Origin of the sequence: Halioglobus sp. Uisw_031 (assembly GCF_047729875.1) — a bacterium.
GTDB lineage: Bacteria > Pseudomonadota > Gammaproteobacteria > Pseudomonadales > Halieaceae > Marimicrobium.
Genome location: NZ_CP159826.1, coordinates 179,641 through 203,690, shown reverse-complemented (window position 1 = coordinate 203,690; position 24,050 = coordinate 179,641). Strand labels below are relative to the sequence as shown.

The 24,050-nt window shown below is 54.3% G+C and carries 23 protein-coding genes; 8 read left to right on the top strand and 15 right to left on the bottom strand.

The genetic code is table 11. From position 1 onward, the window contains the following. Positions 1–15 precede the first annotated feature (15 nt). The 6 genes from ABXT62_RS00920 to bioB form a co-directional block, all read right to left on the bottom strand. Entirely contained in the window at positions 16–318 is a 303-nt protein-coding gene (locus ABXT62_RS00920) for a DUF3094 family protein (protein WP_415356670.1), read from the bottom strand. A 10-nt stretch (positions 319–328) separates the two neighbouring features. After that, positions 329–2,122, bottom strand: coding sequence for an acyl-CoA dehydrogenase C-terminal domain-containing protein (locus ABXT62_RS00915; RefSeq protein ID WP_415356669.1), 1,794 nt, complete (start codon positions 2,120–2,122; stop codon positions 329–331). Between the two features lie 187 nt (positions 2,123–2,309). Continuing rightward, the gene (bioD, locus tag ABXT62_RS00910) at positions 2,310–2,984 is read right to left on the bottom strand and encodes a dethiobiotin synthase (protein ID WP_415356668.1); all 675 of its coding nucleotides are present in this window, start codon (positions 2,982–2,984) and stop codon (positions 2,310–2,312) included. Continuing rightward, entirely contained in the window at positions 2,977–4,548 is a 1,572-nt protein-coding gene (gene bioC, locus ABXT62_RS00905) for a malonyl-ACP O-methyltransferase BioC (RefSeq protein WP_415356667.1), read from the bottom strand. Before bioC ends, bioD begins: the two co-directional genes overlap by 8 nt. A 21-nt stretch (positions 4,549–4,569) precedes the next feature. Next, positions 4,570–5,736, bottom strand: a complete 1,167-nt coding sequence (bioF, locus tag ABXT62_RS00900) for an 8-amino-7-oxononanoate synthase (protein ID WP_415356666.1) — start codon at positions 5,734–5,736, stop codon at positions 4,570–4,572. A 9-nt stretch (positions 5,737–5,745) separates the two neighbouring features. Continuing rightward, complete coding sequence (gene bioB / locus ABXT62_RS00895) at positions 5,746–6,798, bottom strand: biotin synthase BioB (RefSeq protein ID WP_415356665.1); 1,053 nt, start codon at positions 6,796–6,798, stop codon at positions 5,746–5,748. Positions 6,799–6,880: 82 nt separating this feature from the next. On the opposite strand from bioB, the gene ABXT62_RS00890 reads away from it, so the two are divergent. The 5 genes from ABXT62_RS00890 to ABXT62_RS00870 are packed head-to-tail and all read left to right on the top strand — an operon-like array spanning position 6,881 to position 11,077. Then, on the top strand, positions 6,881–7,612 hold the full coding sequence (locus ABXT62_RS00890; RefSeq protein ID WP_415356664.1) for a double zinc ribbon domain-containing protein: 732 nt from the start codon (positions 6,881–6,883) through the stop codon (positions 7,610–7,612). A 24-nt stretch (positions 7,613–7,636) separates the two neighbouring features. Then, on the top strand, positions 7,637–8,335 hold the full coding sequence (gene modA, locus ABXT62_RS00885) for a molybdate ABC transporter substrate-binding protein (protein ID WP_415356663.1): 699 nt from the start codon (positions 7,637–7,639) through the stop codon (positions 8,333–8,335). Beyond that, positions 8,326–9,012 carry a molybdate ABC transporter permease subunit gene (gene modB / locus ABXT62_RS00880; RefSeq protein ID WP_415356662.1) on the top strand — a complete coding sequence of 229 codons (687 nt, stop codon included), beginning with the start codon at positions 8,326–8,328 and terminating at the stop codon, positions 9,010–9,012. Before modA ends, modB begins: the two co-directional genes overlap by 10 nt. Then, on the top strand, positions 9,009–10,100 hold the full coding sequence (gene modC, locus ABXT62_RS00875) for a molybdenum ABC transporter ATP-binding protein (RefSeq protein ID WP_415356661.1): 1,092 nt from the start codon (positions 9,009–9,011) through the stop codon (positions 10,098–10,100). Before modB ends, modC begins: the two co-directional genes overlap by 4 nt. Then, positions 10,097–11,077, top strand: a complete 981-nt coding sequence (locus ABXT62_RS00870; RefSeq protein ID WP_415356660.1) for a serine/threonine protein kinase — start codon at positions 10,097–10,099, stop codon at positions 11,075–11,077. Before modC ends, ABXT62_RS00870 begins: the two co-directional genes overlap by 4 nt. Before the next feature lie 26 nt (positions 11,078–11,103). Here ABXT62_RS00870 and ABXT62_RS00865 read toward each other — a convergent pair whose 3' ends face one another. After that, positions 11,104–11,832: an acyltransferase gene (locus ABXT62_RS00865; protein WP_415356659.1), complete on the bottom strand. Its 729-nt coding sequence runs from the start codon at positions 11,830–11,832 to the stop codon at positions 11,104–11,106. Between the two features lie 117 nt (positions 11,833–11,949). On the opposite strand from ABXT62_RS00865, the gene ABXT62_RS00860 reads away from it, so the two are divergent. Together ABXT62_RS00860 and cysE are read left to right on the top strand one after the other, a co-directional pair. Next, positions 11,950–12,609 (top strand): SAM-dependent methyltransferase, encoded by a 660-nt coding sequence (locus ABXT62_RS00860; protein ID WP_415356658.1) that lies wholly within the window; start codon positions 11,950–11,952, stop codon positions 12,607–12,609. A 197-nt stretch (positions 12,610–12,806) separates the two neighbouring features. Then, complete coding sequence (gene cysE / locus ABXT62_RS00855; RefSeq protein ID WP_415356657.1) at positions 12,807–13,634, top strand: serine O-acetyltransferase; 828 nt, start codon at positions 12,807–12,809, stop codon at positions 13,632–13,634. Between the two features lie 18 nt (positions 13,635–13,652). Here the strand turns inward: cysE and hemE are convergent, their stop codons facing one another. The 8 genes from hemE to ABXT62_RS00815 all read right to left on the bottom strand — a co-directional run bounded on the left by hemE (position 13,653) and on the right by ABXT62_RS00815 (position 21,437). Beyond that, on the bottom strand, positions 13,653–14,723 hold the full coding sequence (gene hemE, locus ABXT62_RS00850; protein WP_415356656.1) for a uroporphyrinogen decarboxylase: 1,071 nt from the start codon (positions 14,721–14,723) through the stop codon (positions 13,653–13,655). Positions 14,724–14,770: 47 nt separating this feature from the next. Next, positions 14,771–15,859, bottom strand: a complete 1,089-nt coding sequence (gene aroB / locus ABXT62_RS00845) for a 3-dehydroquinate synthase (protein ID WP_415358243.1) — start codon at positions 15,857–15,859, stop codon at positions 14,771–14,773. 89 nt (positions 15,860–15,948) lie between these two features. Next, positions 15,949–16,467 carry a shikimate kinase AroK gene (gene aroK, locus ABXT62_RS00840; protein WP_415356655.1) on the bottom strand — a complete coding sequence of 173 codons (519 nt, stop codon included), beginning with the start codon at positions 16,465–16,467 and terminating at the stop codon, positions 15,949–15,951. A 16-nt stretch (positions 16,468–16,483) separates the two neighbouring features. Beyond that, positions 16,484–18,598, bottom strand: a complete 2,115-nt coding sequence (gene pilQ, locus ABXT62_RS00835) for a type IV pilus secretin PilQ (RefSeq protein WP_415356654.1) — start codon at positions 18,596–18,598, stop codon at positions 16,484–16,486. Positions 18,599–18,655: 57 nt separating this feature from the next. Then, complete coding sequence (locus ABXT62_RS00830) at positions 18,656–19,189, bottom strand: pilus assembly protein PilP (protein WP_415356653.1); 534 nt, start codon at positions 19,187–19,189, stop codon at positions 18,656–18,658. After that, the gene (locus ABXT62_RS00825) at positions 19,186–19,806 is read right to left on the bottom strand and encodes a type 4a pilus biogenesis protein PilO (RefSeq protein WP_415356652.1); all 621 of its coding nucleotides are present in this window, start codon (positions 19,804–19,806) and stop codon (positions 19,186–19,188) included. Before ABXT62_RS00825 ends, ABXT62_RS00830 begins: the two co-directional genes overlap by 4 nt. Positions 19,807–19,809: 3 nt before the next feature. After that, a complete protein-coding gene (locus ABXT62_RS00820) occupies positions 19,810–20,373 on the bottom strand; it encodes a PilN domain-containing protein (protein ID WP_415356651.1) in 564 nt (187 codons plus the stop codon). Then, positions 20,373–21,437: a pilus assembly protein PilM gene (locus ABXT62_RS00815; protein ID WP_415356650.1), complete on the bottom strand. Its 1,065-nt coding sequence runs from the start codon at positions 21,435–21,437 to the stop codon at positions 20,373–20,375. Before ABXT62_RS00815 ends, ABXT62_RS00820 begins: the two co-directional genes overlap by 1 nt. A gap of 171 nt (positions 21,438–21,608) precedes the next feature. Between ABXT62_RS00815 and ABXT62_RS00810 the strand changes: the two genes are divergently transcribed. Continuing rightward, the gene (locus ABXT62_RS00810) at positions 21,609–24,047 is read left to right on the top strand and encodes a penicillin-binding protein 1A (protein ID WP_415356649.1); all 2,439 of its coding nucleotides are present in this window, start codon (positions 21,609–21,611) and stop codon (positions 24,045–24,047) included. The last annotated feature ends 3 nt before the right edge of the window (positions 24,048–24,050 follow it).

The following is a 24,050-nucleotide window of genomic DNA, read 5'->3' as shown; positions in this document are numbered from 1 at the left end:
CAGCGAAGCCGTTCGCTAGTAAACGCCCCCCCAGCGCGCTAAAGACTGGCTAAAAACGCTAAGCATCGTCACCACAAATATCAGCATGAGCACCAGCCGCATGGGCCGGAACGGCTTGCGCTCCACGGAGTTAATGCCGCGGCTAACAAAGTCATCGACCTTCTTCTGATCTTCAGGGTAGAGGCTGTTGTCGTAACTACGGTCAGATTTTTCGGACGTTTCTTCAGTCATAATAGTTAAGCGCGCATGATAGTAAAGGGGAGCAGGAATATCACCATTCTCTACTCCCTGAATAAGAAAGTCATCCGCTAAGGACAACTATCTCCACCTACAGCTGAAACAGTTCCTCGCGCATATCCATCAAGTTATCCGCACCTGCCAGCATAGTGACCTTTAATGACTCAGTGCGCGGCAACAGGCGCTCGTAGTAGAAACGAGCCGTCATGACTTTTGCCTCATAAAAAGACACATCACCTTCGGCTGCGGCTATTTTTTGTTGTGCTAATACTGCCATTCGCGCCCAAAAATAGGCCAGCGTCACGTATCCACTGTACATCAGATAATCGACTGCACCAGCGCCGGCATTATCGGGGTTAGCCATCGCCTGCTCACCGAGTTTCATCGACAACTCCAACCATTCTTGCGTATGCGTCTGGAGCGGCTTCACAAATTCGGCATATTCAGCCGCGTCATGCTCCGCACAAAACGCATCGATTGTTGCGGTGAACCCCATTAGCAACTTGCCACCAGTACCCAGCACCTTGCGGCCCACGAGATCTAAGGCTTGAATGCCCGTAGTGCCCTCGTAAAGCATTGCAATGCGCGCATCACGCACAATTTGCTCCATACCCCACTCACGAATAAAGCCGTGCCCGCCGTAAACCTGTACGCCAAGGTTAGCCGACTCAAACCCGACCTCGGTGACGAAGGCTTTACCGATGGGCGTCAGCAACGCCATAAGATCATCAGCTACCTTAGCATCCTCTTCACTCCCTTTTGCAACGATATCGCCCTGCTGTGCAAGGAAGTATAGAAATGCTCGGCTGCCCTCAGCAAACGCTTTTTGCGTGAGCAACATGCGCCGCACATCGGGATGGACAATGATGGGATCTGCGGGGCCATCTGGGTTTTTGGGGCCGGTGAGAGAGCGCATGGCGAGTCGATCTTTGGCATAGGTGAGCGCGCCCTGAAATGACAATTCCGCATGGGCCAGGCCCTGGACAGCGGTACCAATTCGAGCGGTGTTCATAAAGGTGAACATGGCGTTTAGGCCGCGGTTGGGCTCGCCAATCAGAAACCCCCTAGCGCCATCGAAGTTGAGTACGCAGGTAGCGTTGCCGTGAATGCCCATCTTCTTTTCGATAGATGCACAGTTCACCGCGTTACGCTCACCGACACTGCCGTCGTCATTGACATTGCACCTAGGCACAATAAACAAAGAGATGCCCTTGGTGCCTGCGGGCGCATCCGGCAACCGTGCCAGCACGATATGCACAATATTCTCAGCCATATCGTGCTCGCCAGCGCTGATAAAAATCTTGGTGCCAGTGATGGCGTAAGAGCCGTCTGCCTGCGGCTCTGCCTTGGTGCGCAATAAGCCGAGATCGGAGCCGCACTGAGACTCCGTCAGGCACATGGTGCCGGTCCACTCTCCGGAAACGAGTTTGGTCAGATACTTCGCTTTTTGCTCAACGTCACCATGCGCTGCAACGGTATCGACCGCTCCATGGCTTAAGCCAGGATACATAACCCAGGCCCAATCCGCCGTTCCTGCAAGCTCACTCACAATGATACCCATCAGCATGGGCATGCCCTGGCCTCCATGCTGTGGGTCGGCGCTCAGCGCCGGCCAGCCATTATCGACGTATTGGCGATAGGCCTCTTTATAACCGGCAGGGGTGGTGACACACTCAGCATTCCACTGGCATCCTTCTTCGTCACCGATGCGGTTCAGCGGGGCTAAGACATTTTCAGCAAAGCGTGCACCCTCATCAATGATGGCATTCATGAGGTCCTCTGTTGCCTCCTCATAGCCAGGTAGGCTCTGGTAGACCTTCTCTGATTCCAATACTTCGTTAACCACGAATTGGATGTCACGTACTGGGGCTTTATAGTCTGGCATGCTTACTTCCTCTCAATAATTTAGGCTTGAACGGTCAAACGGTACACGCCTGCCCAAACCATGTGTTCAGCGATAACATTGTGCTGATATGGGCTAGGAAGTCAAATACCTTTTTTGCACCGCAACTGAGCAACATTTTGATCAATGGTGATAGGGTGCAAACGGCAGATCGCCTAGTGTGTACCTGCTATTCAATCAAAGACTGTAGATTAATGTGTTTGGCGGCCTCTGTGGCGTCCCAGTGTTGTAGAAAGGGAACATCCCCCAACAGCGGCGCGGGCAGCATTTGCCGCAGTGTCTCTAAATTTTCTTCGTGGCGAGCCATACGTGGACCGGGTTGATTGGCGACCCAGCCAGTAAGCTGCAGGCCATCGCGACGAATGGCCTCCGCTGTCAGCAGCGCGTGATTGATGCACCCTAGGCGCATTCCAACCACTAAAATAACGCCCACTCGCAACTGAATAGCCACATCTGCGAGCGTTTCACGGGGGTTGATCGGCACTCGCCAACCACCGGCCCCTTCTATCAGAACAAAGTCTGCCTTGCCAAGCATCACGCCCCGACACAAACCAACGAGACGGCTGGCCTGCAGGGTCTTGCCTTCAAGACTTGCTGCTATATGTGGCGCGATTGCTGCCTCAAGGGCGATCGGGTTGACCTGACTGTATTCCAGTGCCTCAGTCATACCCGCCATTAAGCACAGGGCATCATCATTTTGGCCTTCGTTATCGCACCCGGCAGCCACCGGCTTTACCGCAGCCGTGCGGAAGCCAGACGCCGCCGCGGCCGCCATCAAGGCACAGCTGACAGCTGTCTTACCCACCCCTGTATCCGTGCCGGCCACAAACCAAGTCTTACTCATGTTTCTTTAACACCCCGAAAATGACATCATACGTAGCGGGCAGTAAGCCGTCTGAACGTGCGCCTTCATAAGCGTGCAGCATGCCCTGTAACGCGCGCCGACTGGTAAGACCGGCCGGGCGGCGACGATTCATATTGTGCGCGCCTAGCGTTTTTAGCTCATCCAATAAATCCCGCACGCGCGCGTATTCCATGCGAAAAGCTCTCGATTCTAGGCTCATATCTATACTAGATATACGCCCTGCTGCCGCGACCAGCTCACCCGCCGGCAAAAAAGAGTTCACATGCTGATGCGCATCCACAGCAGCCCATGCCGAGCGTAGCTCACACAAAGTATCGGGCCCCAACGACGTGAATACACACAGACCGCCCGGGCGCAAGACTCTCGCCAGCTCGGAAAACAGATGCTCAGGGCGATAACACCATTGCAGCGCCAAACTACTGAACACCAGATCGACAGATTCATTAGCCAGCGGCAACGCTTCTGCATCCGCGACCAACCAGTCGCAATGAGCACCCCCGCGTCCGCGGGCATATTTCACCATGCCCTCAGCAATATCCAGGCCTACATACTGCGCCTCGGGATAGCGGAGCTGCAGCTGTGAACAGAAAAACCCCGTGCCACAACCCAGATCGAGCACCGTTGCCGGCTCGCCCTGCCATTGGCTCAAACTGGACAGCAAGTGATTGCCAACGTCGCGCTGCAACCGCGCGACTGAATCATAGGCGGCGGCGGCGCGACTGAAGGATGCAGCCACCTCCTTTTTCTCCAGCTCCAACATGGCGTGTGGACGAGGGCGCAGTGTGCCCGTGGTGGCAAGAAAGTGGTGTATTTCCTGCGCCAATGCAACGGGAGCATCCAGTGGCGCCAGATGACTTGAATCCTGCAGTACCTTTACTTGGCTTGAGGTCAGCGCCCCAATGCGAGTAGCGATGGACGCACGCAGCGCCAAGGGCACCAGTGCATCTGCCTCTGCCAATACCTGTAATTGCGGCGGCTTCACCGCGGCGAGAGACTCTCGCTGATCGAGTGTCTCAAGCCACCCTAGTCCCGCCAGAAGCGCAGTAGATGCAGACTCTCGCAGGTGTTTTTGCAACTGTCTCAACAACTGTCGCGGCCGCAAAGAGCCGGCGACCTGCAGTGTGTCGAAACGCTTGAGGGCTGCAACGGGATCCTCTTCCACCTCTGCACGAAACTGATGAAAGATATCTGCGTTCATACCGGGCCAGTCGCCCTGAGCGACAAATAGAGGATTACTACAAACCGTCACAACGGCCGCTACGCGCGAAGGCGCATGCAAGGCGAGCTCAACAGCCAGCTGCCCGCCCAGCGACCAGCCCACAAAGACGGCCTTTGACGGACTGCAATCGAGAATTCCCGCCAGCAGGCCAGACAACGTTAGATCTTCGCCGGACTCAACACCGGGGGCACAGCCTGGCAGGTCCAACAGCGTAATATTTGCCCAAGGACGCAGCAGCATCAACAACGGCCGCCAAACTTCTCGATTGCACCCCCAGCCATGCAGTAACACCAGCTCCTGCTGAGCTGCCTGCGTTGCTGGCAAGTATTCACAGTGAAGGAACAATCAATTCACTGGCCAACAGGCGGCCAGCTGCTCCAACAGTTGATCCACTTGTTCTTCGCTGTGCGCAGCACTCAAGGTAATACGCAACCGAGAGGTCCCTGTTGGCACCGTGGGCGGTCTGATCGCCCCGATCAAAAAGCCTTCCTCGCCCAGTCGGTTACTCAGATCCACAGCTAGGGCGGCATCCCCTATCAACAGTGGCTGAATCGCGCTGGTGGACGTCATTAACGGCAAGCCGAGTTGCTGAGCTCCCACACGAAACCTCATGATCAGTTGCGCCAAGTGCTCTCTGCGCCAGGGTTCTTCGCGCACCAACGACAATGCCTCGAGGCTCGCTGCGGCCACCGCCGGAGGCAACGCAGTGGTATAGATGTAGTTGCGTGACTGCTGAATCAAACCCTCAATAAGTAGCTCGCTACCGGCAACAAACGCGCCGGCAGTGCCCAAAGCTTTACCCAGCGTCGCCATCAATACCGGTACGCAGGAAACCGCCAGCCCGGCCGCCTCGGTACTACCGACACCTCGCTCGCCCAACACACCGAAGCCATGCGCATCATCCACCATCAGCCAAGCATCGTGATCAGTGCACAGGTCAGCCAACGCAGCCAAGGGTGCAGTATCGCCGTCCATGCTGAAGACACCGTCTACCACAACCATCTTCGGACCTTGCGCAGACTCCAGCTTGACTTCCAGTGCTGAGACATCGTTATGAGGAAAGCGCTGAAAACGCGCTCCGCTGTGCAATCCTCCGTCTAGCAGGGACGCATGGTTTAGCCGATCCTCAAACACAGAATCACCGCGCTGCAGCAGGCTCGAGAGAATACCGGCATTGGCCATATAACCGCTGGAAAACAGCAACGCTCGGGCTCGTCCGGTAAACTCGGCGAGCGCCTCCTCAAGTTGATGGTGTGGGGCACTGTGGCCGCACACAAGGTGGGATGCTCCGCTGCCAACACCGTACTGGGCAGCAGCGCTGCGAAAGCGCTCGACAACGCGAGGATGAGCTGCCAAGCCAAGATAGTCGTTACTGCAAAAATTCAGGTACTGGCGCCCGTTCACACACACGATCGGCCCCTGTGAAGACTCAAGGGTCAGGCGGTGACGGTACAAACCCTCTTTGCGACGCTGATCCAGAACGGCAGCAAGGCGCTCAGGAAATTCACCCACGACAACGGCCTAGCGAGCTGCGGCATCATAAAAGTGTGGGCTCGGTATTTCTGGCGCCTTTTCCACATGACGTCGCTCCGGCTCTATGCCCAGACGCGCAAACAACGCCATGTCAGCGTTAGCCCTCGGATTGGGGGTCGTCAGCAACTTTTCTCCATAAAATATGGAGTTCGCGCCGGCCAAGTACGCCAGTGCATGCATTTGTTCATTCATTTCTTCACGACCGGCAGACAGTCGCACGTGGGACGCGGGCATCATAATACGAGCAGCAGCGATGGTGCGTATAAACTCAAAAGGGTCGAGGTCTTCTTCGTTTTCAAGTGGCGTACCCTTCACCCGCACTAACATATTGATGGGCACACTCTCCGGGTGTTGCGCAAGATTAGCCAACTGCTGGAGCAGGCCCGCGCGATCAGCCTGTTGCTCGCCCATGCCAACAATGCCGCCACTGCACACTTTCATCCCTGAAGTGCGCACATGATCCAGCGTCTCCAACCGGTCTTGATAGGTGCGAGTGGTAATAACATCACCGTAGAATTCAGGCGACGTATCGAGATTGTGGTTATAGTAATCCAGCCCGGCCTCTGACAATTCCTTTGCTTGCCCCTGCGTCAACATACCCAGGGTCATGCAACTTTCCAGACCCAGTTCCCGCACACCCTTCACCATAGCGACCACCTGCGGCATATCGCGCTGCTTGGGCGAACGCCACGCTGCACCCATGCAAAAGCGCGTAGCACCAGACGCCACGGCTGCCCTTGCCTGCTCTAGGACGTGTTCAATTTCCATCAACTTTTCCACCTCCAGCCCCGTGTCGTACCGAGTACTTTGGGGGCAGTAAGCACAATCTTCCGGGCAGGCGCCGGTTTTGATGGAAAGTAACGTGCTGACCTGAACCTGATTTGGGTCAAAATACCTGCGATGCATCGTTTGGGCTTCGAACAGCAGATCGTTAAAGGGCAGAGCAAACAGCGCCTCGACCTCCTGTCGGGACCAATTGTGACGAATTTCTTCAAGTGTTGTGCCAGCTTGCGACTCTTTTTCAGTGACGAATGAATGCATATAACGCTCGTAAATCAGTCAGTTAAGAGGAAGTCCAATATGATACCGCGCGCTCAAATGCTGTCAACCCAATGGTCTACTCTTGGTTAACAACATCAGCACACAGCTGCTTGATGGGCTCTTCCCAAACCACTGTGTGCTGTGCGGGCTGCGCAGCCACCGCAATCTCCCCCTGTGCCTTGCGTGTGAGGGCGAAATGCCCGCCAATCACAGTTGCTGTGCAGGCTGCGCCATTCCTCTGCCTAGCCCAGCAGCACTAAACCCTCGCCGACTTTGCGGCAGTTGCCTGCTGACACCGCCTCCGTTTCATCGCGTTGTAGCGCCGTGGCTGTATGGTGAGTATTTCTCCCACCTCATTCACCAGTGGAAGTATCGTGGCGAACGGCGCATGACCCCTCTGCTGGCCTCTCTTTGGCGGCAAAAGGCGGAAATTCAGACCCCGATTGATCTGCTGGTTCCCGTGCCACTGCACTGGCGCAGACGGTGGCAGCGTGGTTTCAACCAGTCCGAACTGCTCTGCAGGCAATTGCTGGCCACAAGCCCCGAACTGAATCTCTGCAAACTCGCAGATCATCTGGTCAAGCGCCGACGCTCGACCGCCCCACAATCGACCATGACTGCAAAGCAAAGAACCCACAATCTCAAGGGTGCCTTTACAGTCTCTGAGCCCTGTGACAACCTAAGAATTGCTATCGTGGATGATGTGTTCACCACAGGGGCAACTGCGTCGGCCGTAGCCGAGGCGCTGGCAACTGCAGGTGCCGGTTATATCGAAGTCTGGTGCCTTGCCCGCACCCCCGCTCCGGGCGATTAACTGAAGAATTTTCAGGATGTTTGTATGCGACTCGCGGTACTGTTATTGATGCTGTTTGCAGTGCCGTCATGGGCAGAAAAGCCCTTGAGAATAGCTGTGGCCGCGAATTTTAAACCTACGCTGGAAAATATCAGCCGGCAGTTTCAGGACAATACCGGGATTGAAGTCGCGCTGAGCAGTGCATCAACAGGCGTCTTGGCCACCCAGATTGAGCACGGCGCACCTTTCGATCTGTTCTTTGCCGCAGACCGGGAAGCACCGCTAAATATTATGGCCAAGCAAAAAAGCCAACACGGCAACGCGTTTTGCTATGCGCTTGGCAGTCTCGCACTTGTGGGCGGTCGTGGTAGTTTGTCCGCACTGGCACAACCGGACCTCAGCGTGGCGATTGCAAACCCTGCCACAGCCCCCTACGGCCGAGCCGCTATGGAAGTTCTTGCAAGGCCAGAATTTGAAGCGGGCAAAACGCGTAAGCTGGTAAGAGGTACCAATACGACTCAGGCCTATGCCTTCTGGCACACTGGGGCTGTTGATCTGGCGCTGCTACCGCAGTCCATCGCGCCTGCCGCCGCCACACCCATACCACAGGAATGGCATCAACCGATTGCGCAATATGCGATATCGCTCGAACACAGCAGCAAGGTGGATGCCTACCTGAACTGGATAAGAAGTGATACCGTGCGAGCTCAGATTACAGCAGCCGGCTACCAACCTTGTCCTTGAGTAATGCTGAGCTCGATGCGATTTATCTCACCATCGCTTTGGCCTCAATCACCACTGTCCTACTGTTGATCCTGGGCACACCGCTGGCCTGGTGGCTATCCCGGCGTCGCGGCAATGTGCCCGCACTGCTGGAAGCCGTCGTGGCCATGCCGCTTATTTTGCCGCCCACTGTGCTCGGATTTTACCTGCTCTTACTGTTCGCGCCGAACACCTTTGTTGGCCGGTTCTGGCAAGAGCTGACGGGTTCGCAGCTGGCGTTCAGTTTCAGCGCCTTAGTCATAGGCTCGGTGATTTACTCCTTGCCCTTTGTGGTGCAACCATTGCAAACCGCATTTGAACGAATTCCCCAGAATCTACTGCAGGCCGCAGCAACACTTGGCGCCCGACCTCTGGATCAATTTCGCTCCCTCGTGCTTCCACTAAGCCGTCGCAGTTTTATTACCGCTGCCAGTCTCGGCTTCGCCCATACCGTGGGTGAATTTGGGGTGGTGCTAATGATCGGCGGCAACATCCCCGGAGAAACCCAAGTGCTGTCGATCGCCTTATACGACTCCGTGGAATCCCTGCGTTTTACCGAGGCACATCGCTTGGCAGGGGCGCTCGTTGTTTTTTCCCTAGGCCTGTTATTTCTTCTCTACCGCCGTGATCGACAGAGTGGGTGGCGGGTGCGCGCATGAACGGCCTCACCCTCAATATAATTTGCGGCGGCAATAAGGGCTTCTCTTTAGAACTCGACTGTAAAGTGTCCGCCATCGGTATCACCGCAATCTATGGCCCCAGCGGCAGCGGTAAAAGTACCCTGCTAGATTGTATCGCGGGTCTGCGCCAAGCAGAACCGGGCAGCGTCATTCGCCTCAATAATGAAACATGGCAGGATGCGAGCTTCACCACGCCAGTTTGGCAACGTCACATCGGCTATGTGTTTCAGGACGCCCGGCTGTTCCCGCATCTCAATGTGCAGCAGAACCTTGACTATGCGCTGACTCGTCGCCCACGGTCCGGGAATATCCACCTGAATCAGGTCGTCACCTGGCTCGAACTAGACGACCTGTTGTCGCGCTCAACTGATACACTCTCTGCAGGACAGAAACAGCGCGTGGCCATCGGTCGCGCTTTGTTATCGGCACCGCGACTACTGTTGCTTGATGAGCCGCTGGCCAACTTGGACCACGCTGCTCGTCAACACTGTCTGCGCTGCCTGCAACGATTATCGCAAGAGCTGCAACTACCGATGCTTTACGTCAGCCACGACATTGAAGAAGTAAGCCAGCTGGCTGATCACCTGCTGTTGCTGGAGCAAGGGCGGCTGGTAGAGCAGGGCTCGCTATTGACGTTGTGCAGCCGGCTAGACACACGCTTATCACATGAAGAGCAGGCTGCAGCCATTCTCACGGCAAGGGTCGCACAACATGATGCAGAATACGGTCTCAGTGAATTGACGGTCGATGGGCATACCCTGTTGGTCAATCATTTGCCGCATGCGGTTGGCCAGTCGCGCAGGATACGCATCCCGGCCAGAGACGTTAGCGTCTGTCGCCATCGTCCGTTGGACAGCAGCATTTTAAATATTCTTCCGGTTTCCGTGGTCGAAATCGAAGATACTAACGCCGCCAGATTGCTTGTACGTCTGTCTCTAGGGTCGCAATACTTGTTGGCGCGGATCACCCGCAAGTCGTGCGTCGAACTTGGACTGTGTATTGGTGACAACATCTATGCACAGATCAAAAGCGCGGCACTATTGATGGAGACAACTGACCCAGCATGACAACTCACCCCTATGACCGGCTAACCCCGGATATGATTATCGATGCGGTGGAGTCTGCCGGGTATCTCAGCGACGCCCGACTGTTGGCGCTGAACAGTTACGAGAACCGGGTGTACCAGGTTGGCATTGAAGACAGCACGCCACTGATCGCAAAATTTTATCGCCCTGAGCGCTGGAGCGAAGCACAAATACTGGAGGAGCACCGCTTCAGTCTGGAGCTGCAGGACGCAGAAATTTCCGTGGTGGCGCCTATGGTGAATGATCAGGGCGCCACCCTGCATACCTTCGAGGGATTTCAGTTTGCTCTTTTTCTGCGTCGAGGGGGCTACCCGCCGGAGCTCGACAATCTCGACAACATGCTGGTGTTGGGCAGAACCCTCGGCAGAATTCATGCCGTGGGACGCGCCGCGCAGTTCAAAGTGCGGCACTCGATGTCGGTGCAACGTATGCTAAGCGACAGTCGCGCGTTGCTGCTTGAGAAGTTTATTCCGCGTGACTTGGTGCCCGCCTATGAATCACTGACCGCGGACCTAGAGCAACAGGTCAGGTCGATCTTCAGCGAGGTTCAGCCCGAGGATTTCATTCGCATCCATGGTGACTGTCATGTCGGTAATATCCTGTGGCGTGATAACACCGCGCACTTTGTCGACTTTGATGACTGTTGCGCGGCGCCAGCGATGCAAGATTTGTGGATGTTTCTCAACGGCGAACGTCACGATCGTCAGTTGCAGCTGTCTGAACTGGTAGAGGGCTATTCTGAATTCTGCGATTTCGACCCTCGCCAGATTCGCTGGATCGAAACCTTACGCACATTACGCCTGATTCATTACGCCGCCTGGCTGGGCCGTCGCTGGGAAGACCCGGCTTTTCCGCGCAGCTTTACGTGGTTTAACACAGAGCGTTATTGGGCAGATCATATCCTCGAATTACGCGAGCAGATGTCGGCTTTGCAGGAGGAGCCGCTGCAATTGCTGTAGTTGTCTTGGTCCTTCTCTTACCCGTTTTATCCGCGAGAACGCGACCCCGGGTAAACCAGAGACCAGAGCCAGCGCCAGACAGTGTTTGGGGCGAGTACTTGCCGATCCACGGAATCAAAAAATGTCTCCAAGCCAGCAGGGTCTGCAAAATAATCCATGCGCGTTTTGAAACATCGCTCAGGATCCAACTGCTTGACCACCTTCGCCGGAGTCCCAGCAACGACCACATTGGCCGGCACATCACGCGTGACGACTGCGCGGGCTGCGACCACACTGTTATCGCCTATGGTCACGCCCTTGAGCACAGTAGAGTGATCTCCCAGCCACACGTTATTGCCAATGTGCACCGGCTTAGCAGTCTCCTCCCGCACCATGCGATCATAAATGGTGTGCCAGTCGGAATCCGTGACATAGGCGCCGTTAGCCAGCATCACGCCGTCACCCAGTATGATTTCATCACTGGCACTGATTCTGGAGCCTGGGCTCATCAGGCAACAATCGCCAATCACCACGCGACCCTGGCCAACTTCTCGCCCCCAGACGCCCACCTCCACCCTGTTGCCCGGCTCACCGATCGCGGTAAAAGACTGCCCTATTTGAATATTATTACCCGACAGATGCACATACCAAGGCTTCATAATGGTGTGGTAGCGCCCTAGCGATACGCACTCGGGACGCAGGTAATACTCTGCATACCAATGTCTAAATTTTAAATAGTACTTCTTCACCCAGTAGGGTCTTAGATCGTCGCGCATGTCGAGTCTTCTTCTGTGAGTAGATATCCCTATACTAGGCGGTTATGATCGCAGTGGTGGCGACCAACATCAAACCCACGGTACGTTAAATTCACAATTTGGAGGCGTTTAGGCCTTTTGCAAGCCAATTCCCGCCCCGTCAGCAGCAATCAGCAACACCTGCATCCCAAACTGGCTGAGGTCGTTCGTCGGCATCTGCGGACAACCCACCGTGCAGAAGTGTCAGCGCATAATATTCACGCGTATGAACGTTTGTCCGCAGAGATCAAGGCGAGACCGCGCCCTCTCGTGCTGGATTCATTCTGCGGCACCGGGCACAGTACCGCAGCCTTGGCTGAACGACACCCTGGCCACCTGATTGTGGGAATCGACAAGTCCGCTCAACGACTGGCAAAACACCCTCACAGCCTGCGCGACAACTACCTGCTACTGCAGGCGGACTGCGAGGACATCTGGACTCTGCTCGTGCGTGATGGGCTGCGGCCAGACTATCACTATATGCTCTATCCCAACCCTTGGCCTAAGGCTGCGCACCTGCGACGGCGTATCCATGGCCACCCCAGCTTTCCGTTATTGTTGACCCTTGGCGGAACGCTTGAGCTGCGGTCGAACTGGCAGATCTACGTCGAGGAGTTCGACTGCGCCATGCATCTGGCGGGCCATCGTGGGCGAGTACTCAGATTGGCCGATACCGGTCCAGGCCTGAGTCTGTTCGAACAGAAGTATCGAAACAGCGGTCATGCGCTATGGTCTTATACTGCCAGCGTCATGCCGTAACGAAAAAGGCTTTGTTGGCAAATGTAGAGGGACCTTGCGCTTGGCCTGAGCAGCCTCAACCGTGGTAATATGCGCCAGCAGCAGTGAATAAGGGCGTTAAGATCGCCCGCTACCCGCAAACTTATCAAAAGCAGCACTAATCACAGCCCAAAAGAGCCAATAGGCTAAAGTGTTCGCTCTAAATGGAGGTTTCCCCAATGTCCTCGACCACGACCGACCCTATGTGGCAACGGATCCGCGAAGAAGCGGCAAAACAGGCTAGCGAGGAGCCAATACTGGCCAGCTTTCTGCACGCGACCATCCTAAATCACACCCGGTTGGAATTAGCGCTGAGTTTTCACCTAGCCAGCCAGCTCGCCACCCCTGACGTATCCTCGCTGCTGCTGAGCAAAGTGATTATGGAAGCGTTTGAAAGCGATGCTTCCATTCAGACTGCGGTACGAGAAGACTTGCAGGCGGTGGAGGACAGAGATTCTGCCTGCCACGAACTCTACATTCCCTTCCTGTACTTCAAAGGTTTCCACGCCCTGCAAACCTATCGCATAGCCCACTGGTTGTGGACAACGGAACGTGAATCCCTTGCGTTGTTTTTTCAAAACCGCATGTCTACAACGTTTAGCGTCGACATCCACCCGGCCGCTACTCTGGGTCAGGGTATTCTACTGGACCACGCCACCGGCTTGGTCATCGGGGAAACGGCCGTGGTGGGTAAAAACGTGTCCATCTTGCAGTCCGTCACCTTGGGCGGAACCGGTAAAGATGAAGGCAACCGCCACCCGAAAATAGGTGACGGCGTACTGATTAGCGCCGGCGCCAAGATTCTGGGTAACATTTGTGTTGGCGAAGGCGCCAAAGTCGGTGCAGGCAGCGTGGTACTAGAAGATGTTCCGGCTCACACTACCGTAGCCGGTGTGCCCGCTAAAATCGTCGGCCGGCCCGCTTCAGATCAACCCGCACTGGAAATGGAACACGATTTCTGCTGCGACGAGGCCTCGGCAGAAGCGGCTAAAAATAAAGCCTCATAAGGTCCGGGTGATGTCCGATCAGTCCGCCTGATGATACTGCGGTGAGAACTCCTGCACCGCTTCAACAAAAGCTGTCACATGATCTGGATTCACACCCGGCGTGATGCCGTGTCCAAGATTAAAAACGTGGCCGCTACCATGCCCATACGCTGCCAAGATCGCCTTGACCTCACTGCGGATGCGCGCAGGGGAGGCGAACAACATACTCGGATCCATATTGCCCTGTAAGGATACTCGCCCGCCAATCTGCTGCCTAGCCGCGCGTATATCCGTCGTCCAGTCGATACCTACGGACTGAGCCCCGCAATCGGCGATAGTATTCAGCCATTGGCCGCCGCCTTTTGTGAAGACAATCACCGGCACTTTGCGCCCATCGGCTTCAGTAGGCAGGCGAGAAATTATGCGCTGCATATACTGCAAGGAAAATTCCTGATAGCCAGCGGCACTGAGGCTGCCGCCCCATGTATCAAAAATTTGTACCGCCTGTGCGCCTGCTTTTATCTGCTCTGTCAAATAGTCCGCTACCGCATCGGCCAGCAGCGACAGCAATTGGTGCATCAATTCTGGCGTGTCATAAGCCATGGTTTTAATCTGAGCAAAATCTTTTGATGAGCCGCCCTCAACCATATAGGTCGCGAGGGTCCAGGGGCTGCCGGAAAAGCCGATCAGCGGAACCGCACCATTGAGCTCCCTGCGGATAGTACTAACTGCCCGCATCACATAGGCTAGGTCATCATCGGCCTTGAAGCTATTCAGCCGGGCTAGGTCGGCCTCGCTACGCACGGTCTTACGAAAACGCGGACCTTCGCCTTCTTCAAAATATAACCCCAGCCCGAGCGCATCGGGGATCGTCAAGATGTCGGAGAACAGAATGGCAGCATCCATTGGATAGCGCCTTAGGGGCTGCATTGTCACCTCGCAGGCCAACTCTGCGTTCTTACACAAATCCAGAAAAGACCCGGCTTGTTCCCGAGTAGCACGATATTCAGGCAGATAACGCCCCGCTTGTCGCATCATCCACACCGGCGTGCGGTCTACCGGCTGGCGCAACAGTGCGCGCAAAAAACGGTCATTCTTAAGTTCACTCATTGGAAAACAGAATCCTTCTATCGATAATCTTGAAACAAATACTGCGGCTATGCGCTGCTCGCCGCTCGCTGTAACACGTCGCACAGTTCGCGTTCGGTAGCATCGTCAACGATACAGGCATCACCAATGCTCTTCACCAGTACTAGACGCAACTGCCCGTCTATGACCTTTTTATCCCGTGACATAAGCGCCAGAAAAGCCTCAGCATCCATGTCTTGGGGGATATGCACCGGAAGGTTCATTCTCAGCAGGAGGTCGCGATAGCCGTCGACTTCAGAGGTCGCAATCCAGCCGCGACTGGCGGACAATTCAAGCGCCAACAACATGCCGGTGGCCACCGCCTCTCCATGCAGCCATTGCCCATAACCCTGGCCCGTTTCAATCGCGTGACCAAAGGTGTGACCGAGATTCAAGATAGCGCGGATACCCCCTTCGCGCTCATCTAAGGCAACCACCCGAGCCTTGATTGAGCAACTGCGCTCAATAGCCTCAGCCAAAATAGCCTCCTCTTTCGCCAGCAGTTGCGCCATGTGCTGCTGCAGCCAGCGATAAAATGGCTCATCACTGATGAGGCCATATTTGATCACCTCTGCCAGTCCGGCACTCAATTCGCGAGGGGGCAGCGTCTGCAGAGTACTAATATCAATCAGCACTGCTCTAGGCTGGTAGAAGGCCCCTATCATGTTCTTGCCCAACGGATGATTCACCGCTGTTTTTCCGCCGACTGACGAGTCCACCTGAGCCAGTAACGTTGTAGGGATCTGAATAAAATTAACGCCGCGCTGATAGCACGCTGCCGCAAACCCCGTAATATCACCCACAACACCGCCGCCTACCGCGACAAATGTAGTCGTGCGATCGTGTTTGTCCACCATCACCCTATCGAAAATTGTCGACAACGTTTCGAGCGTTTTATACTGCTCGCCATCGGGCAGGATGATTTCTGTGACCAACTTCCGCGGGCCTAAAGCGGCCTTAACCTTCTCCAAATAGAGTGGCGCAACGGTTTCATTGCTGACAATGACCACCTGGGAACCCGTGACATGCTGAGCCAGCAGACTCATATCGGCGAGTAGGTCGCGGCCGATGTAAACGGGATAACCGCGATCACCCAAATCCACATGCAAGGTATGCATTAACAAGGGCACGATCACTCCTGGGATTCACATTTTTTTGAGGCGTCTATTATAACGCTTTGAAGGGTATGCTGTCTTTGCGGCACGCTTTATTCGGAAGTGAGTTGTTGCACTAGGCGCTGCGCCACAATACGCGGGCTACAGGCATCAGTCTCGATAATATGGTCAGCGATCTCACGGTACATGGGGTCGCGCTCCGCCATGAGGGCTCGTAATATCTGTTCAGGGTCGCCTTTTTGCAATAATGGCCGACCTCTGTCCCGTCGGGTTCGTCGCGTCTGCTCTTCCACCGTTGCATACAAATAAATCACAAAGCCCCTTCCTGCGAGCGCACTGCGATTTTCCGGACGCAGCACCACGCCGCCGCCCGTTGCCAGAACGATATCATCCCATTCTGTCATCTCCGCCACCACCTGCTGCTCACGGTCGCGAAAACCCTCCTCACCCTCGACATCAAAAATCCACGGAATATCAGCCCCGGTTCGAGCCTCAATCTCTGTGTCCGTATCAGCGAAACGCAGCTTCAGATGTTCTGCGAGATACTTTCCAATGGTCGTTTTGCCGGCCCCCATGGGACCAACCAGAAAAACTCTACGTAAAGTGGGCATTGCGCTTTAAACCAACCTAGTCAAGGAGCGTATCAGCAAGGATACGCGGAGTAATGAAAATCAAGGTCTCTTGTTTCTTGTGAACTTGCGTTTCACTCCTAAAAAAAGCACCAATGTAGGGGATGTCGCCAAAAAATGGAACTTTTCTCACTTGTTCAACATCCTCTGTTTTAAACACACCACCCAATACAACGGTCTCTCCGTTACCCACGAGCACCTGAGTTTCAAGTTGAGTCGTGTCTATAGAAGGGATGCGACCGCCGTTACCGGTGGGCACCAATGCGCCCACTGTATCCTGATTGACTCTGAGATCCAGCATAATACGATCATCCGGCGTAATGTTAGGGGTTACAAACAATGCTAGCACCGCCTCCTTGAAGGCTACGGTCGTTTCACCACTGGGGGAAGACTGCTGATACGGAATCTCCGTACCTGACTTAATTGAAGCCTCCTGCTTGTCCCCGGTAATCACCTTGGGCTGAGAAACGATTTCCCCTTCACCTTCAGCTTCTAGGGCTGAGAGTTCGGCCGTCAGGAACAAATCACTGCTGGCAAAACCGATTGCAAAGCCGCTAGTGGAGGCAACCCCAAGATCAACTAATAACGCTCCAGGGTAGCTGACGGAAGCAAGCGTACCAGCAATGGCCGAATCGGTCAGACTTACTACGTTTGTAGTATCACCCGAAACAGACACAATATTATCGTCACTCTTGTTCAGATAGCCGCCACCCCACTCAATACCAAGGTCCTTGGTGGCATCGGATTGAGCAACCACAATACGGGCCTCGATCATTACCTGACGAACAGGGATATCGACAAGCGCTAACAGGTCTCGAATCTCAGCCAACTTTGCCTCTGTGTCTGTAATGATAATGGAGTTGGTGCGTACGTCGACAACCACAGAGCCTCGGGGAGATGTCAGGCTGCCGCCGTCCTCTGAGCCTGCCTCGAACAACCCCACGATATCCTGCGCTTTAGCATAGCGGATGCGCACAAACTCTGACCGCAGCGGCGCGAGCTCGGCAATTTGCTTGTTCGCTTCAATTTGCTGACGCTCGCGCTCGGCAATTTCCGCCCCCGGAGCGACCATCAGCACATTACCCACCTGGCGTTTGTCCAATCCCTTAGTTTTTAACACCAGATCCAGAGCCTGGTCCCAAGGGACGTCCTGCAAGCGCAAGGTAATGCGCCCCGATACGGTATCACTGGCCACCAGGTTTAACTCGGTGAAATCGGCAATGAGCTGGAGTACAGCACGCACTTCAATATCTTGAAAGTTCAGCGATATCCTTTCGCCTACATAGGTAAATTCGTTCTTACGTCGCTCTGCCTCCTTTTTGGAGAGTGGCTTGACGCTGATCACATATTGATTGTCGGCCTGGTACGCGAGGTAATCGAAATCACCGGTGGTTTTCAAAACCAGTGTCACACCGCGAACAGTCGTATTCACATCCACACTGTCCACGGGCGTGGCGAAATCTGTCACATCGAAACGACGCATGAGGCGCTGGGCAACAGTGGTGTCAATAAACTGCACGTTAACTTCGCCGCCTTCGCTGAACACGTTAACATCCACCTTAGGGTTCGTCAGTTCCAGAGTCAGCTTGCCCTCTCCGTCGCCCGTGCGCTGAAACTGTAAATCGCGAATTTCAGAGACCGCATCTATGACTTCAACCACGCCTGCACTCACCTGGAGAGGGTCACTCGTCGACTTGAGATATTCGTTGCCCTCCTGGCCAACGATCAAAAAAAGACTGTTGCCTTTCACGCGTGTCTCGTAAGGCACCAGCTTGACCAGTTCAACCACCAATCTGGTGCGATCACCGGACTCTAGCACCAGCGCTTTGTTGGCATTGCCATAGGGTAGTGAATAGCGTTTTTGATCAAGGCTACTTGACGTCCCGAGAAAATCCACCGCGATACGAGCCGGCTTCTCAATGGCGTAGATCTTGAAGTCCGGCGGCGTTTCATTAAATTCAAGCCGCACTTCAAACTTGCCGCCCGACTTAGAGCTAAACTCGATATCTTGCACCACCGGCCCAGCGAATGCCGCACCCGCAACAAGGCTCATCAGCAGGGCAACGACTGCTCTGGACACTCTATTCCTCTCGACCCATTGCATTTTACCCATGGCCTTTATCCCAAAATATCGTCTCTAATTGCCACGGCATCTAACAGTGGCTGCGGCTCATTTGCCGACTAATTTGATGCTGCGAGGGCGCTCTACCCAACCCTCTGCCGTGCCATCGCTAACAATTTCAACTATAGCGACAGAGGTATCTGTCATGTCCACTATCTTGCCATGGTGGCGGCCCAGGTAATTTCCGGCCTGAACACGGTGCACACCCCCTTCGGGGTCTTTAATCAAAGTCCAGTTATTCTTATCTCTCGCCAGTGTTCCAACCATGAGCAGTGAGTCGAGGGTGAACTGCTCCAAAAATTCTTTCGCGCGATTTTCATCCGGCTTGATGGCCGCAATGGCTTGCAGCTGAGTCGTTTTTCGCACCTCAATCGGCCGATCGAACGGACTACGTAAGTTGGTCGCGCTATAGGCAAATGCCTCATATGCCTTTAAGGTAGGCAATGGCGCGATGATACCACCTGGCTGGGTACGCTTCTCTTCCATAAAACGATCTAGGTCAGTGAGGTCTCCCGCTGAGCACGCACCCAACAGCCCACCCGATAAACATAATAGCAATAAACTGCGGGATAAGCAGTTCATCCCTCCGCGTCCTCGTCTTTATAGCGATAGGTCTTGGCAAGGATTTTTATATCGAGGAAATGAGGGTTATCGCTACTGGTGTTAATCTGAAAGTCATGCAGCGTAACAATTCGGGGCAGAGCGGCCATGCCACTAATAAAAGCGCCCAGATCGTGATAGGAGCCCGATGCGACTATCTCGATTGGCAGCTCAACATAGAATTCGCTTTCCTTCTCCGTTTGAAGATCGATCACAGCGATCTCCAGTCCATTCAGCAACCCTTTATTGGTGATATCTTCTAGCAGCCCCGGCACCTCAGTGTCACTTGGCAGCTGACTTACCAAAACACCAAAAGACTCCTCCATTTCCACCATCTGTTGGCGATAGGCACCCAGGTTGGCGGCCTGAAAAGCCTTTGTCTCAAAATCTTTCTTTAGGTCTACCTCTTTCGCCTCCGCTGCTGCTAACGCCAACTGCAAGTCCTCAACATGATAGTAGTAGCCGGCCACAACGACCAAGACCAGTAACAGCACCCGAACAAATATCTTAATCGGAAGGGGCCAGGACCCGATATTGTCAAAATCGAGATTGCCAAAATCGAATTCACGCACCGACCGCACAGTATCTTCAAAGGCCATGGCTCATCCCTCCTCTAACGCTTCTTCGATGGCAGGGACATGAACGGTCAAAACGAATACATTTGCCTGGTCGCCGAACTCTGGGGCAGCCGTGACTTTGTCCAAATTGGGGTTTGCTAGCCAGTCTGATGCATCCAGTTGTCGCATCAATCTCGACACGCGATTATTCGATTCAGCCACACCCGTCAGAGTAATATCTGGCCCCACAGCAACCAGCTCAGTATAGAAAAGTCCGTCCGGAACTGTCCGTACAAGTTGATCAAGCACTCGCACGATAATGGGCCGGTTGCCTTGTAGACGCTGAATAACCCGCATGCGGGCCAACAGTTGATCACGCCGCTTCTGAAGGTCACGAATTTCAGCGACCTGCTTGTCCAACGCCTTAATATTCTCGATCAGATATTGATTACGCGCGGTCTGATCGTCAATCTGGCTATTCATCACACGGTCCGCGAGCAGTATTAAACCTACGCTGAGAGCCAACACCAATGCCACAGATGACAAAAATTCTTTTTTAAGAACCTGGCGACGCTCTTCGCGCCATGGCAGTAAGTTGATTTGCGCCATTAGCCAAAGCTTCTCAAGGCCAGGCCGCATGCAATCATCATTGCCGACGCATCATTTTCCAGCGCCACTGCGTTAACCCGGGGGGAAATCGACATCTGTGCAAACGGATTCGCTACTGACGTTGGCGTGCCCAGTTTATCCTGCACTAACTCGTTCAGCCCCCCCATAGAAGCAACGCCGCCGGCGAGAATAATATGATCCACATCGTTGTACTGACTGGAAGAGAAAAAGAATTGTAACGAGCGGGCAACCTGCTGAACCACCGCTTCCTTGAACGGCTCCAACACTTCCGGCTCATAGTCGTCGGGCAAGCCCCCCCGCTTCTTAGCCAAGCCTGCTTCTTCCACCGGCAGTCCGTAGCGCCGCATTATTTCATCTGTAAGCTGCTTACCGCCAAATAGCTGTTCACGTGTGTAGATAGTCAGTCCATCGCTAAGGACGCTTAAGGTAGTCATCGTTGCGCCGATATCGACGATAGCAACCGTACTGCCCTCATCCAAGTCCAACTGACCCAGCAACACAGAAAAGGCCCTTTCCATAGCATAGGCCTCAACGTCCACGATTTTGGGAATCAAATCTGCACCTTCAATCGCCTCAACCCTGGACTCGATAGTCTCCCTGCGGCACGCTGCCAATAATACTTCTACCTGATTATCGCGCTCCGGCGAAGGGCCCTGTATCTCGAAATCGATCGAGACCTCTTCCAGAGGATATGGAATGTACTGATCTGCTTCCAGAGTGAGTTGCATCTCCATATCGTCCTCACTCAACCCCTCTGGCATATCGATCAATTTAGTGATGACGGAAGAACCCGCTACTGCTGCTGCTGCGTTCTTGACCTTGGTTCGAGATTGTTCAACGACCGTTCGAATAGCGTGAGAAACGCCCGTTACGTCATAGACGCCCTTTTCTACGACTGCGTCCTGCGGCAGCGACGCCACGCCGTAACTCTCTACACAATAACGGTCGCCTGAATAGCTCAACTCCAGTAATTTTACTGTCGTTGAGCTAATGTCCAGTCCAAGAACAATCGAGGATTTTGTTTTTCCGAATAATTCGAGCAATTTTTTTCCTATCAGTATCACTAACTTAGGTTATTTATATGTAATACTACATTAATACGAGATATACCACAGACCCAAATATATCACAGGAGAAAAAAAGCTTATAATTACCAACCAGATAACATTATTGCCGCTACAGATGTCTATAAGCGACTGTTTTTAAAGGGCTAAATGATCTTCCTACGACTAGTTGTCCGGCTGTGCTTGTTCGGTATTTTGGGTGCCATCTGGTTGCTTGCCGGCACCTATCTTTATCTCAGTCCAAACCTTCCAAATGTTGAAACCCTGCGCGATGTAAAGCTGCAAACACCTATGCTGGTGTATACCCGCGATGGAGAACTCATCGGCCAATTTGGTGAGCAAAAGCGCAGTCCACTGCCTTTTGATGCCATCCCCGAGCAGTTCATTAAGTCCCTACTTGCGGCAGAAGACGACAATTACTTTGTCCACAACGGTATCGATGTGCCGGGGCTCATGCGCGCCGTTTCGGAGCTGATCCTCACCGGTGAAAAGGGCTCTGGGGGCAGTACATTAACCATGCAGGTGGCGCGTAACTACTTCCTCAACCTCGATCGCACCTTTATGCGCAAGTTCAACGAAATACTGCTCGCTATCGAGATTGAGCGCGCACTCAGCAAACAAGAAATCTTTGAGCTGTACTTCAACCGTGTCTTCCTGGGCCATCGAGCCTACGGTTTCGAGGCCGCTTCGCAGGTTTACTATGGGAGGAGCATCGGAGAGTTAAGCCTGGCCCAGCATGCCATGCTCGCGGGAGTTCCCAAAGCACCCTCCCGCGACAACCCCGTCAGTGGGCCCGATGGTGGAAAACAGCGCCGCGACTGGATTTTGGGCCGCATGCTTACGCTGGGCTACATCAGTGACGCGCAATACCAAAACGCACGACGTGAACCTGACTCCGCTCGAATTCACGGCGCTAAGCTGGGCTTTGCCGCACACTATGCCGCGGAAATGGCACGGCAGCAGATGTTGCAACTCTACGGAATGGAGGCCTATACCAACGGCTATCATGTTTATACGACGATCAGCAGCGACCTGCAGCGCGTTGCCAACCAGTCTGTCATAGAGGGTCTCATTAGCTACGATAAGCGCCACGGATACCGCGGCCCTGAGCAACAATTCCCGCCCACATCACCTGGCGAGGACATCATAAGCCAATGGAGAAAGGCACTGACGAAAGCCGCTATTGTCGCCGACCTGCAACCCGCCATTGTCACCTCGGTGGATGATAAAGCGGCTACTTTATTACTGGCTGATGGCAGCACCCCTGATCTACTTTGGGAGAATGGTATTCGCCAAGCGCGACCCTATCTGACCGAAAATGCCACAGGAGCATCCCAGCAACCCGTGTCCGATGTGCTCGCTGTTGGTGATCTGATCAGAGTCACTCAAGGTGAAGATGATCAGTGGCAACTGGCTCAAATCCCCGCAGTACAGGCGGCCCTAGTTTCCCTGAACCCAGACAATGGCGCTATTGTCAGTATGGTCGGCGGCATTGGCTTCGAACTGAGCAAGTTCAACCGCGCCAGTCAAGCAGAGCGCCAACCTGGCTCAAATTTTAAACCGTTTCTATACAGTGCGGCCTTAGATGCCGGGTACACAGCGGCCACAATTATTAACGACGCACCCATCGTCGCGCAGGGCGGCAGATCGGGAGACCTTTGGCGCCCAGAGAACGACGAAGGCAAGTTTTATGGTCCGACGCGATTGCGCTGGGCCCTGACTAAATCGCGCAATTTGGTGTCCATTCGCCTGCTGCAGCGCCTTGGTGTCACACAATTGATCAACTACGCTCAAGGTCTGGGCTTCGACACCTCTAACTATGCACCCGAACTGTCCTTGGCGCTGGGAACCCAAACCATTACTCCTTTACAGCTAGCCACGGGTTACGCCTTACTGGCCAATGGCGGCTATCGTGTGGAACCGCACCTCATTCAACGCGTCGAGAACCTCGAAGGTGAAGTCGCATTTGAAGCTCGGCCACTCACGGTCTGCCCAGATTGTGATCTGCTCGATATGCCGCAGAGCCCGGACGGCGAGATGACCATGGAGGCAATCATGGCAGCAGAAAACTCAGAGGCACCGCAATTTCCACCCGCGCCACGCGTCCAAGACGCGCGAGTGAACTATGTCATCGATAGTATCCTCAAAGACGTTATCAAACGCGGTACAGGTCGGCGCGCACTAGTACTAGAACGCAGTGATATCGCGGGCAAAACCGGCACAACAAATGGCCCAATGGACGTTTGGTTCTCCGGATATAATCAGGCGGTAGTCACTACGGTCTGGGTGGGCTTTGACAATTACACCCCTCTGGGTCGCAAAGAATTTGGTGGCACTGCCGCTCTGCCCATTTGGATTCAATATATGCGGACAGCGCTCAAAGACAGCCCGCAAGTGGAGCGCCCTGTCCCTCCAGGCATCGTCACCGTTAAAATAGACCCCGACAACGGACTACTGGCAGCTCCCGGCCAGCGCAACGCCATATTCGAATATTTCCTGCAAGGAAGCGTGCCACAGCAAACCGGGCGCGGACCGAGCAATTCATCTGGCGACAGCGACATCTCCGACCAGATCAACGATATTTTTTAATCT

Excerpts from the sequence above, each read along its gene's own strand:
- ABXT62_RS00810 (WP_415356649.1), top strand. The coding sequence starts at position 21,609 with ATGATCTTCCTACGACTAGTTGTCCGGCTGTGCTTGTTCGGTATTTTG.
- ABXT62_RS00865 (WP_415356659.1), bottom strand. The coding sequence starts at position 11,832 with ATGCGCGACGATCTAAGACCCTACTGGGTGAAGAAGTACTATTTAAAA.
- ABXT62_RS00825 (WP_415356652.1), bottom strand. The coding sequence starts at position 19,806 with ATGGCCTTTGAAGATACTGTGCGGTCGGTGCGTGAATTCGATTTTGGC.
- pilQ (WP_415356654.1), bottom strand. The coding sequence starts at position 18,598 with ATGGGTAAAATGCAATGGGTCGAGAGGAATAGAGTGTCCAGAGCAGTC.
- hemE (WP_415356656.1), bottom strand. The coding sequence starts at position 14,723 with ATGAGTGAACTTAAGAATGACCGTTTTTTGCGCGCACTGTTGCGCCAG.
- ABXT62_RS00830 (WP_415356653.1), bottom strand. The coding sequence starts at position 19,189 with ATGAACTGCTTATCCCGCAGTTTATTGCTATTATGTTTATCGGGTGGG.
- bioD (WP_415356668.1), bottom strand. The coding sequence starts at position 2,984 with ATGAGTAAGACTTGGTTTGTGGCCGGCACGGATACAGGGGTGGGTAAG.
- bioB (WP_415356665.1), bottom strand. The coding sequence starts at position 6,798 with ATGCATTCATTCGTCACTGAAAAAGAGTCGCAAGCTGGCACAACACTT.
- modC (WP_415356661.1), top strand. The coding sequence starts at position 9,009 with ATGAACGGCCTCACCCTCAATATAATTTGCGGCGGCAATAAGGGCTTC.
- aroB (WP_415358243.1), bottom strand. The coding sequence starts at position 15,859 with ATGCATACCTTGCATGTGGATTTGGGTGATCGCGGTTATCCCGTTTAC.
- modA (WP_415356663.1), top strand. The coding sequence starts at position 7,637 with ATGCGACTCGCGGTACTGTTATTGATGCTGTTTGCAGTGCCGTCATGG.
- ABXT62_RS00915 (WP_415356669.1), bottom strand. The coding sequence starts at position 2,122 with ATGCCAGACTATAAAGCCCCAGTACGTGACATCCAATTCGTGGTTAAC.
- aroK (WP_415356655.1), bottom strand. The coding sequence starts at position 16,467 with ATGCCCACTTTACGTAGAGTTTTTCTGGTTGGTCCCATGGGGGCCGGC.
- cysE (WP_415356657.1), top strand. The coding sequence starts at position 12,807 with ATGTCCTCGACCACGACCGACCCTATGTGGCAACGGATCCGCGAAGAA.
- ABXT62_RS00820 (WP_415356651.1), bottom strand. The coding sequence starts at position 20,373 with ATGGCGCAAATCAACTTACTGCCATGGCGCGAAGAGCGTCGCCAGGTT.
- ABXT62_RS00870 (WP_415356660.1), top strand. The coding sequence starts at position 10,097 with ATGACAACTCACCCCTATGACCGGCTAACCCCGGATATGATTATCGAT.